Here is an 11,204-nt window from a genome sequence, read left to right as displayed (position 1 = left end):
CTCCCCCGCGTCCCCGACCCCGTCGCGCCCTTCGACTGCGACACCAGGGCCGACACCGCCCCCGCCCGGCCCCGCCTTCCCGCAGCAGCAGCAACAGCCGCTGACCTGGATGGCGACCATCGGTCCCGACCGCGAGTACTTCATGGCGATGATGCAGCGCTCCGGCCCGGAGGCCGCGGGTCTGAACCTGCCCGCGTACTCGCCCGAGCAGCAGCGCACGCTCACCGGCAACCAGGTCACCATCGGCCGTCGCCGCCACTCCACGGGCGACACCCCCGACATCGACCTGTCGGTGCCGCCGGAGGACCCGGGCGTCTCGCACCAGCACGCGGTCCTGGTCCAGCAGCCGGACGGCACCTGGGCGGTCGTCGACCAGAACTCGACGAACGGCACCACGGTGAACGGCTCCGAGGACCCGATCCAGCCCTTCGTGCCGGTACCGCTCCAGGACGGCGACCGGGTGCACGTGGGCGCCTGGACGACGATCACGATCCGGCGCGGCTAGATCCGTCGATCTCTCGACACCGGGAGGGGGCGGTCGTACGGCGGGAAAGTGCCGTACGACCGCCCCCTCCCGCGTCTCAGCCGGGCAGCGGCCACGCGTACGGCCCCTCGGGGTCGTCCAGCCAGGCCCACTCGTGCTCGCCGCGGACCGTGATCCCGTAGCGCTCCCGCCGCGGCTGCCCCTCGCGCTCCCACAGCGCGTACGCCTCCTGTGGATCGAGGCTGCCGCGGGTCAGGGCGAGCAGGAAGCGGAACAGTTCGTGTTCCCTGGCCCGCCGCGGCAGGCCGCCCACCTGCACGGCCTCCGGTTCGGACCGGGTGCCGCCGCGCAGCGGCACGAAGTAGGCGGGCGTGTGCAGGAAGCGCCCCTCGGCGTGCTCGGCGTCCCGGACGGCGAGGGCGACGAGGCCGGTGGCGAGCGGGGTCAGGACGCGGGCGCCTGGCCGGCACTGGGCGAGCCAGGCGCGTGGGATGGACGGCAGGGTGCAGGTGGCGATGATGCGGTCGAAGGGGGCGCGCTCGGGCACACCGCGTGCGCCGTCGCCCGTGACGACGACGGGGTGGTACCCGGCCGCCTCCAGATGCCGCCGCGCGGACTCGGTGATCTCCGGCTCCAGGTCGACGGTGGTGACGAGGTCGTCGTCGCCGAGCCGGTGGGCGAGCAGGGCGGCGTTGTAGCCGGTGCCGGCGCCGATCTCCAGGACCCTGTCGCCGTCCGTCACCTGCAGCGCGACCAGCATCATCGCCATCAGGGACGGCTGGCTGCTGGAGGAGAGCAGCTCGCCGTCGCGCAGCCGGGTGGCGAGCGGGGTGTCCGCGTAGGCGCCGCGCACCCAGCGCTCCCGCGCGGCCGGGTCGGGGCTCTGGCCCCAGCGCCGCTCGTAGCCGCCGACGACGCCCACGTAGTAGTACGGCACGAACAGATGCCGTGGCACGGCGGCGAAGGCGTCCCGCCACACGGGATCGTCGGCCCAGGCCCCGCTCAGGTCGATCTCACGGACCAGCGCGGCCCGCGCCGAGGCGGCGAGGTCCTCCAGCTCGGGGTCGAGAGCGTGCGCGCTCATACGTCCACTGTCCTGCGGGAGCCGACGCGAGGCGAGCGCCCCGCCGGACGATCACATGGCCGGGGAGCGCTGGTCCTAAGCCTTCAGTCCTCGGTCGCCGCGTCTGAGACCATGGACAAGTGAATGAGATTCGGCGCGGCACGCTTCAGGAGCAGACCTTCTACGAGCAGGTCGGCGGGGAGGAGACCTTCCGCCGCCTCGTCCACCGTTTCTACGAGGGTGTCGCCGAGGACCCGATACTCAAGCCCATGTACCCGGAGGAGGACCTGGGCCCGGCCGAGGAGCGCCTCACCCTGTTCCTGATCCAGTACTGGGGCGGCCCGACGACGTACAGCGAGAACCGCGGCCATCCCCGGCTGCGGATGCGTCACGCCCCGTTCGCCGTGGACCGCGCGGCCCACGACGCCTGGCTGAAGCACATGCGGGACGCGGTCGACGAGCTCGGCCTCTCCGAGGAGCACGAGCGGACGCTGTGGAACTACCTGACGTACGCGGCGGCGTCGATGGTGAACACGGCGGGCTGAGCCGACCGGTGTGATCCGGCCGATGTGATCCCGGCGGTCAGCGGACGCTGACGTCCAGGGCGCCGAGTCCCGCCCGCCGTACCGCGATCGACCCGTACGGCGTGCGCAGCCGCAGCCACGCGCCGCACGAGAGCAGCGCCGGCTCCGCGCCTGCCCGCAGGAATCCCAGTGACTGGGCGGCGTGCACGGCTCGCACGGGCAGGTGGGTGTCTCCGACGGCCCGGGACCAGATCTCCCGCCCGATCCGGTCGAGTTCGGTCCGGGTACGCCGCTCGGGTGCCAACTCCTGTGTACGGGACCGGAATTCGGCGATCCCGGCGCCGACCATCGCCCGCAGAGCGTCGGGCGCGGGCAGCCCGGGCACCGGCTGCCAGCCGCCGCGCGGCGGGAGCACACCGGCCCATGGCGGCCCGGTCACGGCTTCCGGTACGACGGCGGTGGCCGCCGACTCGTCGACGGACTCCAGCAGTTCGCCCGCGGAGACGGTCACGTCCAGTGTGACGTCGAGCCCGTTCTCGTACGGCTTCGCCAGTCGTACGGCACGGATCGCCAGCACCTCGAAGGACGGCGGGCGTCCGAAGACGGCGAGCGCGGTGCCGGCCGCCTGGAGGCGTACCGCGGCACCGCGGTCGTAGTGCAGCAGCCGGGAGAGGAAGGCCGCGAGATCCGCCGCCTCCCCCTCGTCGGCGAGGTGGAGCACCGTCATGCGGCGACGGCCTCCTCCTCGTCGGCTCCGTCGGCCGCGTCGTCCATGTACTCCCGGAGGAACTCCTTCTCCTCCGCGGTGAGCCGGCGCGGCCGTCCCGCCTCGAAGTCGAACGGCACGACCACCGTCGAGGCCCGGACGTAGACCAGGTCGTCGTCCTTCACCTCGTAGGTGATGGTGAAGGACGCGGCCCTTATCTCACTGATCCACAGCTCGATGTCCACCGGGTGGTGCCGGTGGACGAGCTGCCGCTTGTAGTCGATCTCGTGGCGCGCCACCACGGACCCCTGCTTGAAGTCCTTCTCGGGACGGAACAGGAAGTCGATACGGGCTTCCTCCAGGTAGCGGAGGAAGACCACGTTGTTGACGTGGCCGTACGCGTCCATGTCCGCCCAGCGCAGCGGGCAGCGGTAGATGTGCCGCAAGATCGATCAGCCCCGGGTCAGCTTCTTGTAGGTGGCGCGGTGCGGACGCGCGGCGTCCGGGCCGAGCCGCTCGATCTTGTTCTTCTCGTAGGACTCGAAGTTGCCCTCGAACCAGAACCACTTGGACTCGCCCTCGTAGGCGAGGATGTGGGTGGCGACCCGGTCGAGGAACCAGCGGTCGTGGGAGACGACCACGGCCGCGCCCGGGAACTCCAGCAGCGCGTTCTCCAGGGAGCCGAGGGTCTCGACGTCGAGGTCGTTGGTCGGCTCGTCGAGGAGCAGCAGGTTGCCGCCCTGCTTGAGGGTGAGGGCGAGGTTGAGACGGTTGCGCTCACCACCGGAGAGGACACCGGCCGGCTTCTGCTGGTCGGGGCCCTTGAAGCCGAAGGCCGAGACGTAGGCACGGCTGGGCATCTCGACCTGGCCGACATTGATGTAGTCGAGCTCGTCGGAGACGACCGCCCACAGGGTCTTCTTCGGGTCGATGTTCGCGCGGCTCTGGTCGACGTAGGAGATCTTGACGGTGTCGCCGACCTTGATGTTGCCGGAGTCGGGCGTCTCCAGACCCTGGATCATCTTGAAGAGGGTGGTCTTGCCGGCGCCGTTGGGGCCGATGACGCCCACGATGCCGTTGCGCGGCAGGGTGAAGCTGAGGTCGTCGATGAGGACCTTGTCGCCGAAGCCCTTGGTGAGGTTGGAGACCTCGACGACGATGTTGCCCAGGCGCGGGCCCGGCGGGATCTGGATCTCCTCGAAGTCCAGCTTCCGCATCTTGTCGGCCTCGGCCGCCATCTCCTCGTAGCGGGCGAGACGGGCCTTGGACTTGGCCTGACGCCCCTTGGCGTTCGACCGCACCCACTCCAGCTCTTCCTTGAGCCGCTTGGCGCGCTTGGCGTCCTTCTGGCCCTCGACCTTGAGACGGGTCTGCTTGGTCTCCAGGTACTTGGAGTAGTTGCCCTCGTAGCCGTGGAGGCGGCCGCGGTCGACCTCGCAGATCCAGCCCGCGACGTTGTCGAGGAAGTACCGGTCGTGGGTCACGGCCACGATGGTGCCCTCGTACTTGGCGAGGTGCTGCTCCAGCCAGTTCACCGACTCGGCGTCGAGGTGGTTGGTGGGCTCGTCGAGAAGCAGCAGGTCAGGGGCTTCGAGCAGCAGCTTGCACAGTGCCACACGCCGCTTCTCACCGCCGGAGAGGTTGGTGACGGCCCAGTCGCCGGGCGGGCAGCCGAGGGCGTCCATGGCCTGCTCGAGCTGAGCGTCGAGGTCCCACGCGTTCGCGTGGTCGAGCTCCTCCTGGAGCTTGCCCATCTCGTCGAGCAGCGCGTCGGAGTAGTCGGTCGCCATCAGCTCGGCGATCTCGTTGAAGCGGTCGAGCTTGCCCTTGACCTCGGCGACACCCTCCTGGACGTTCTCCAGGACGGTCTTGTCCTCGCTCAGGGGCGGCTCCTGCAGCAGGATGCCGACGGTGTACCCCGGCGACAGGAAGGCATCGCCGTTCGACGGCTGCTCAAGGCCCGCCATGATCTTCAGAATGGTCGACTTACCGGCACCGTTCGGGCCGACCACACCGATCTTCGCGCCGGGCAGGAAGTTCAGCGAGACGTCGTCAAGGATGACCTTGTCGCCGATTGCCTTGCGCGTCTTGCGCATGGTGTAGATGTACTCAGCCAAGAGAAACCGTCCGGCAGCTTGAAATCAGGCAGTGGGCAGATACACCCCATCTTGCCGGATCGCCACCCCTGGGGGGAAACCAGTATGGGCGAGCGCCCATGACCTGGGCATCTCCCATGTAAGGACATTCCTCCGTCGGGTGATCACCAGCACACCTGTGCGGTGAACTGAAGCCTCCACATGGCTCATCCGTTCGAGTCGAACCCCTCGAACGAGGTACGCGCCGTCAATTCTGCGACGCGTGATCAAGAACCTCAGGAGCGCCGCACTGGCGGCCGCGCTCCTTCTCGCGCCCCTCACGCCCCTCACGACACCCGCCTCGGCCCATGCCCAGCACCGCCCGGCCGAGACCTACACGCTCCCCATGGCGAGCTCGGTCCACCTCCTCCCCGTCGCCGCGGAGGTGAGGGAGGGCTACCAGCGCACGAGCTTCAAGCACTGGAACGCCGGACAGAACCCCGCCGACGGCTGCAACACCCGAGCGGAGGTGCTGCTCGCCGAGGCGGTCGAGCGGCCCCAGATCCTCCCCGGCTGCAAGCTCTCCGGCGGGCGCTGGTGGTCGTACTACGACGCGCGATGGCTCACCTCCGCGTCCGCTCTCGACGTCGACCACATGGTGCCGCTCGCCGAGGCCTGGGACTCCGGGGCGTCGCAGTGGACCGCCGAGCGGCGTGAGGCGTACGCCAACGACCTGGCCGTCAGCCCCTCCCTCGTCGCCGTCTCCGCGGCCTCGAACCGCAGCAAGGCCGACCAGGACCCGGCCGAGTGGCTGCCGCCGTCCGTCGAGGTCGCGTGCCGGTACACCTCGGAGTGGATCGCGACCAAGCTGCGGTGGGGCCTGACCGTCGACGCCGCCGAACTCGAAGCACTCGCCCAACAAGCGGAGGCCTGCCCCGGCACGACCGTGACCTACGAACCCGCCCCGTAGAACCCGGGCCCCGCCCCTCGCGGACGGGCGGGGCCCCCAACCGGGTTCTCGTATGTGACACGCCAATGATTTCCGGCGCGCCATCAGGACATATAGGAATATTTCACATTAGCCTCTCGTAACTGTACGAAGTCGATCTCTCACGGATCGCACCCACCTCACTCCTTCGGAGATGACATGCACAAGCTTCGCAAGGCTGCCGTCGTGGTCGTGGCCATCGGTACCGCCGGGTTCATGGGCGCCGGGACGGCCGCGGCCGACGGTCACGGTGGCAAGGGAGGGGACAAGGTCAGCGTCCTGCAGAGCTCCAACTGCCGGTCGCACGACCTGAACCTCGACGTCCTCGGCCAGGTCGGCATCCTCAACGGCGCGCTGGGCAGCGCGCTCAACGGCGAGGGCGACCCGGGCGCGCAGGCCACCCACCTCGGCTCGACCATGGGCTGCGACAACAGCGCCTGGTAGGTCGCGCCCGGAGCGCGGATTCTCGCCGCGTCCCATGCCGTAATACCGGTGGAGTACGGACCGTGAGGCACGGTCCGACGACAGGGGCCTGATCCGCGGAAGCGGATCAGGCCCCTGGTCCGGTGTCAGTGGTGTCGGCCCGGTCTCAGTCCTGCGTCGGCAGCTGCTTCTTCCGTACGACGACCAGCGCCGCGCCGCCGATCACGACCAGGCCGATGGCGATGCCCGTGATCAGGGGGGTCATGGTGGAGCCGCCGGTCGCTGCGAGGTTGGTGTCGTCGGCACCCGCACCGACCGTGGCGGGGCTCGGCTCACTGAGGGTCTGGACGGCGTCGCCCGCCTCGTCGGCCTCGCTCACCTGCGTCTTGCAGTCCAGCACGCCGGTAAACCGCTTCTCGAACCCGCCCGACCCCTCGATGGTGAAGTCGTAGGCCTGGTCCTCCTGCAGAGGGATCGTCACCGTCTGCGACCGGCCCGCCGGGACGCTGTACTCGACCCCGAGCAGTTCGAAGGTGAACGGCTCGGTGCCCTCGTTGGCCGCGGTGATGTCGACGCCGCCCTTGGCGCAGTTCTCCGCCGCCGACAGCGCGGGTATCGCACCGCTCTTCGCCCAGGTAGCGGTCGCCGTCGCCGAGACCGTCGACTCGCTGGAGCCGGCCAGGATCTGCGTCTGGCTGCGGCTCTCGGCGGCGAAGGCGCGCCCCACGGGCACGGTCGTCGAGGCCTGCACGGTCAGCTCCGCCTGGCCGTCCGCCGCGTCCTCGGGCACCTCGAAGAAGACCTGACTGCCGTTCGCGGCGGACGTGACGGCCGCGCCGTCCTTGTCCACGATCCGCACCCCGCTGGTGGCGGCGTCCGCCGGCGGTGTCACCGTCGCGCTGCCCGCGTTGGTGTGCACCGTCACCGGTCCGAGCCGCTCCCCGGGGTGACCGGAGACAGCGGGCGGGTCGAGCGTGAGCGAGGCCTGGGGCTCGGCCACACCGCGCGCGTTCTTCTCCAGATAGTCGGCGAGCTGCTCGGCCTGCGGGTCGACGGCGTCGACGTCCACCCCGTCCGAGTAGCGCCAGATGGCCACCTGGGTGCCGGCCGCCGCGTCCTGCTCGGTGAGGCCGCCCTTGACGCCCGCCTTGCCGGCGAGCGCCGCGAGGTCGTTCACCTGGGGGTAGGAGTTCTGGAGGATCCAGCGGATCCTGCCCGCGTCCTTGTTGGCCCCCAGCGAGGTGCCGCTCCAGGGCGTCTCGTGGTACTTGGCGTCGCGCTGCGTGGGGTTGTTGATGTCCACGCAGTACGTCTGCAGCGTGCCGCCGCCGTCGACGGACATCTCGAACAGGCCGGCCGAGATCTGCTGGTCGCCGGAGTCGGCGTGGACGACCGCGGCCCCGTACGTCTTCAGGCCGCCTATGGTGGCCGTCGCCCCGCCCTGGCCCCACGCCGCCTCGTCGGCCGCGGCCGGGCCGGCACCGGACAGCACCGAGGCGGCGACGAGCCCGGACACCAGGGACGCGGCGGCGACGCGGGCCGCCCCTCGCCGCCTGTGGACCGACGGCGCAGAGAACGCAGCAAACACAGAATTCCCCTTCGAGCAGGACCCGTTGACGTGGGCGGAACGGTCCCACCAGCAGAATCAGAAGCCCCGAGAGCTACGTCCGGCATCCTAGGTACGCGACGCACCACGCTTCCCTGGGATCCCGTCGGAGGGCCGATCCGACTCGGAATCGTTATCGCCAAGATCCCTTGTGAGCAGGGCTTATCGACAAATCCACCGGGGTCGTTCGGAACGCACTCGCCGATAAGCCGCAGTTCGGTCAGCCCTCGGAAGTGACTGACGTCACGTCACCGCCAGTGGCTCCCCGGCCTGTTGGACACCGGTGTCGGTACCCGTGTCGGCATCGGTGTGAGTATCGGCGTCCGCCTCGGCGGGTGGTGTCTCCCAGTCGGGCTCGGGTCGAGCGGATGACGCGGCCGTGGCCCCCGTCTCCGGCCTGGGGGCGCGTCGGAAAGCCGAGGTGCCGCGCGCGAGGTCGTGGCCGATCGCCGTCGCGTCGATGTCGGCCGAGGTCCAGCTCTGCCCCTCGCGCACGTCCGAGCGCACCTTCAGCCTGCCCTGCACCACCACGGGGTCGCCCACGTTCAGCGACCCGGCCGCGTTCGTGGCGAGCTGACGGTTGGCCCACACCGTGAAGAAGTTGGTGTGCCCGTCGGTCCACTCGTTCTTCCCGCGATCCAGATAGCGCGAGGTCACCGCCAGCCGGAAGCGCGCCGACGGTCCCGTCGCCAGCTCCCGGTACACCGGCTGCGTCGCCACGTTGCCCACCGCGCAGATGATCGTCTCGTTCATCCCGAACCCCTCCCTGACCCGGCCGGTCCCGCCGGGCGGATACACGTACGGGCCCGTCCCGTACGGCTGCGTCCGACATGACGGCCGCGCGGCCAGGTACGTCCTGGTGCGCCGCCGTCACCGCGATCGACCGCGTTCGCCGCGATCACCGCGAAGCCAGACTGCCTCCGTCGGGCCGAGCCCGCTGAGCGCTGTGGACCACCGCTCGCCTGTGGATATCTCCGCCACTCGAACGGGTGACCCGCGCTGCGCCGACCGGTTCAGCGCGTCGCCGACCCCACCCCCATCACCCGCCCGTACTGCTCCCGGACCTCCCGGTAGCGCAGCAGTTCCGCCGCCACCGGATCCAGCACCCGAGCCCGCCCGCAGCCGGCCGCCGCCTCCCGCAATCGGCGTTCCGCGTCCAGGCCGTAGCGCCTGGCGGGCCCTCTGGCCGCCATCCGGCAGCCCCACTCGACCAGCGGGCCGCCGACGATGCCGGCCATCATCAGCAGCACCGGCACACCCAGGTTGGGCGCCATGACCCCGACGATCTGCCCCACCAGCCAGAGGCCGCCGATGACCTGAAGGATCGTCATGGACGCCTGGACCAGGACGGCCGCCGGCCACCAGCTGGGCCGTGGCGGCCGCCCGGGCGGCAGTCCGGCCCGTGCGGCGAGCTCGTCCAGTGCCTCGGGCAGCCCCTGGGCGCCCCGTACGGCCGCCTCGCGCACCGCCTGTGCCCACGGTGTGGGCAGCCCTGCCGACGCCTCGTCGCCGACCGTCCGCACGGCCTGTTCGACGCGCTGCCGCGCGGTGGCCTCCTCGTCCGTCTGGGCCCGCAGGGACAGGCGTCCCGTCGGAGGCTCGCCCCGGTCCTGATACCAACGCCACAGCCGCAGCCAGGGCGTCCCGCACGCGCGGTTGGCGTTGCGCAGCCACGCCCGCTCGGCGGCCTCGCCCGCGGCGGTGGCGCCGATCGCGTCCGCGAGCCGGGCGGAGAACTCGTCCCGCGCCTCCTCGCTGAGCCCGGTCCGCCGCCGCGCCGCATAGACGGGCCGCAGCTTCCACCCGGCGGCGTCCACGTCGGCCGAGATCCGGCGCGCGGCCGCCCCGCGCTCCGCGACGAACTGGCCGAGCGCCTCCCTCAGGTCGCCGACGCCGTCCCCGGTGAGCGCGGACAGCGCGAGCACGACGGCACCCGGTTCGCCGTGCTCGCCCAGCGCGATGCCGTCCTCGTCGAGCAGTCGCCGCAGATCGTCGAGGACCTGGTCGGTGGCCTCGCCGGGCAGCCGGTCGATCTGGTTGAGAACGACGAACATGATCTCGGCGTGTCCCGCCATGGGCCGCAGATAGCGCTCGTGCAGCACGGCGTCGGCGTACTTCTCGGGGTCGACGACCCAGATGACCGCGTCGACGAGCGCCAGGACCCGGTCGACCTGTTCGCGGTGCTGTACGGCGGCCGAGTCGTGGTCGGGCAGGTCGACCAGGACGAGCCCGCGCAGTTGCCCGTCCGCGGCCGCGTTCTGCGCGGGCCGCCGCCGCAGCCTCGGCGGGATGCCGAGGCGGTCGATGAGGCCGACCGCGCCGTCGCTCCAGCTGCACGCGAGCGGCGAGGCGGTCGTCGGCCGCCGTACGCCCGTCTCCGAGATGGTCACTCCGGCGAGCGCGTTGAACAGCTGCGACTTGCCGCTGCCCGTGGCGCCCGCGATGGCGACGACGGTGTGCTGCCCGGACAGTCTGCGGCGCGCCGCCGCCTCGTCGAGTACCCGGCCCGCCTCGGAGAGCGTCCTGTTGTCGAGCCTGGTGCGCGAGAGCCCGACCAGTTCGCGCAGCGCGTCGAGCCGGGAGCGCAGCGCGCCGTCGTACGCGAGCGGCGTCACGACCTGCGCCCCGGAAGCGCGCGGCTCCACGATGGCGGGTTGCTCCGGAGCAGCGGTTTCATTCACCCTCCGTGCGATCAGCCCGTCGTCCCAGGGGGACGCGGATTCGGTACCGGTGGGTTCGTCCGCACCGGTGGAGGAGTCCGTGCGAGCGGGGGACTCCGTACGAGCTGGGGGCTCCGTGCGAGCAGGGGGCTCGATACGGGCGGGGGATTCGATACGAGCAGGGGGTTCCGTACGAGCAGGGGGTTCCGTACGCCGGGAGGCGTCGGCGGCCTTACGTCCCCCCGGGGCGCGGTCGCGGTCGCCCTCACGCGCGGGGCCGTCCCCGCCCTTACGCCCCCCGGGCTCGGGGACGGCGACACGCACCTGTTGGTCGCCGCCCTCGCGGCCGCCGGAGTCGGGGACGTCCACGCGCGCGGGCGTGCCGTCGGCCTGCCCGCCCTCCACGCGCGCGTGGTCGTCGCCCGCGCGGGACTCCTGTTTCGCCAGCTTCCTCCAGAGCTTGCGCATCTCCGGCTCCTCGGCAACCGCGGAATCCTCGCCCTGGTCGGGCTCTCCCTCCGCGCGGTCGCCCGCCGCGGGGAAGCCGTTCTCGGAGGCGCCGTCCGCCGGGGACGCGCTCACCGGGACGTGGTGCTCGCGCTCGTCGTCCTTGGTGGCGCCGTCCCCCTGCTGATCGGCGTGTTCGGTGTGGTCCTGGTCAGTGACGGCGGTCAC

11 protein-coding genes are annotated in these 11,204 nt (G+C 71.2%); 4 read left to right on the top strand and 7 right to left on the bottom strand.

Annotation, left to right across the window (positions count from 1 at the left end; genetic code table 11):
- Positions 1-505, top strand: a 505-nt coding sequence (locus L0P92_RS13400; RefSeq protein WP_234762807.1) for an FHA domain-containing protein, incomplete at its 5' end; no start/stop codon positions are given.
- 76 nt (positions 506-581) lie between these two features.
- Here L0P92_RS13400 and L0P92_RS13395 read toward each other — a convergent pair.
- Entirely contained in the window at positions 582-1,568 is a 987-nt protein-coding gene (locus L0P92_RS13395) for a methyltransferase domain-containing protein (protein WP_234762806.1), read from the bottom strand.
- Positions 1,569-1,687: 119 nt separating this feature from the next.
- On the opposite strand from L0P92_RS13395, the gene L0P92_RS13390 reads away from it, so the two are divergent.
- Positions 1,688-2,092: a globin gene (locus L0P92_RS13390; RefSeq protein ID WP_234762805.1), complete on the top strand. Its 405-nt coding sequence runs from the start codon at positions 1,688-1,690 to the stop codon at positions 2,090-2,092.
- Positions 2,093-2,129: 37 nt separating this feature from the next.
- Here L0P92_RS13390 and L0P92_RS13385 read toward each other — a convergent pair whose 3' ends face one another.
- From L0P92_RS13385 to ettA, 3 genes are read right to left on the bottom strand one after another with little or no spacing between them, the layout of a single operon-like run.
- The gene (locus L0P92_RS13385) at positions 2,130-2,798 is read right to left on the bottom strand and encodes a DUF8185 domain-containing protein (protein WP_234762804.1); all 669 of its coding nucleotides are present in this window, start codon (positions 2,796-2,798) and stop codon (positions 2,130-2,132) included.
- A complete protein-coding gene (locus L0P92_RS13380; RefSeq protein WP_234762803.1) occupies positions 2,795-3,223 on the bottom strand; it encodes an acyl-CoA thioesterase in 429 nt (142 codons plus the stop codon). The genes L0P92_RS13385 and L0P92_RS13380 overlap by 4 nt, the downstream gene beginning before the upstream one ends.
- Positions 3,224-3,229: 6 nt before the next feature.
- Positions 3,230-4,894 carry an energy-dependent translational throttle protein EttA gene (gene ettA, locus L0P92_RS13375; protein ID WP_234762802.1) on the bottom strand — a complete coding sequence of 555 codons (1,665 nt, stop codon included), beginning with the start codon at positions 4,892-4,894 and terminating at the stop codon, positions 3,230-3,232.
- Positions 4,895-5,135: 241 nt separating this feature from the next.
- Between ettA and L0P92_RS13370 the strand changes: the two genes are divergently transcribed.
- On the top strand, positions 5,136-5,822 hold the full coding sequence (locus L0P92_RS13370; protein WP_234762801.1) for an HNH endonuclease family protein: 687 nt from the start codon (positions 5,136-5,138) through the stop codon (positions 5,820-5,822).
- A gap of 177 nt (positions 5,823-5,999) precedes the next feature.
- On the top strand, positions 6,000-6,284 hold the full coding sequence (locus L0P92_RS13365; RefSeq protein WP_234762800.1) for a hypothetical protein: 285 nt from the start codon (positions 6,000-6,002) through the stop codon (positions 6,282-6,284).
- 145 nt (positions 6,285-6,429) lie between these two features.
- Here L0P92_RS13365 and L0P92_RS13360 read toward each other — a convergent pair whose 3' ends face one another.
- The 3 genes from L0P92_RS13360 to L0P92_RS13350 all read right to left on the bottom strand — a co-directional run bounded on the left by L0P92_RS13360 (position 6,430) and on the right by L0P92_RS13350 (position 11,204).
- Complete coding sequence (locus tag L0P92_RS13360; RefSeq protein WP_234762799.1) at positions 6,430-7,851, bottom strand: Cys-Gln thioester bond-forming surface protein; 1,422 nt, start codon at positions 7,849-7,851, stop codon at positions 6,430-6,432.
- A 261-nt stretch (positions 7,852-8,112) separates the two neighbouring features.
- A complete protein-coding gene (locus tag L0P92_RS13355; protein WP_234762798.1) occupies positions 8,113-8,622 on the bottom strand; it encodes a single-stranded DNA-binding protein in 510 nt (169 codons plus the stop codon).
- A 260-nt stretch (positions 8,623-8,882) separates the two neighbouring features.
- A complete protein-coding gene (locus tag L0P92_RS13350) occupies positions 8,883-11,204 on the bottom strand; it encodes a GTPase (RefSeq protein WP_234762797.1) in 2,322 nt (773 codons plus the stop codon).

Source organism: Streptomyces muensis (assembly GCF_021474425.1).
In the GTDB taxonomy this organism is placed as follows: domain Bacteria; phylum Actinomycetota; class Actinomycetes; order Streptomycetales; family Streptomycetaceae; genus Streptomyces; species Streptomyces muensis.
This window is presented reverse-complemented; position numbering and strand designations above follow the sequence as displayed.

Excerpts from the sequence above, each read along its gene's own strand:
- L0P92_RS13395 (WP_234762806.1), bottom strand. The coding sequence starts at position 1,568 with ATGAGCGCGCACGCTCTCGACCCCGAGCTGGAGGACCTCGCCGCCTCG.
- L0P92_RS13385 (WP_234762804.1), bottom strand. The coding sequence starts at position 2,798 with ATGACGGTGCTCCACCTCGCCGACGAGGGGGAGGCGGCGGATCTCGCG.
- L0P92_RS13355 (WP_234762798.1), bottom strand. The coding sequence starts at position 8,622 with ATGAACGAGACGATCATCTGCGCGGTGGGCAACGTGGCGACGCAGCCG.
- L0P92_RS13365 (WP_234762800.1), top strand. The coding sequence starts at position 6,000 with ATGCACAAGCTTCGCAAGGCTGCCGTCGTGGTCGTGGCCATCGGTACC.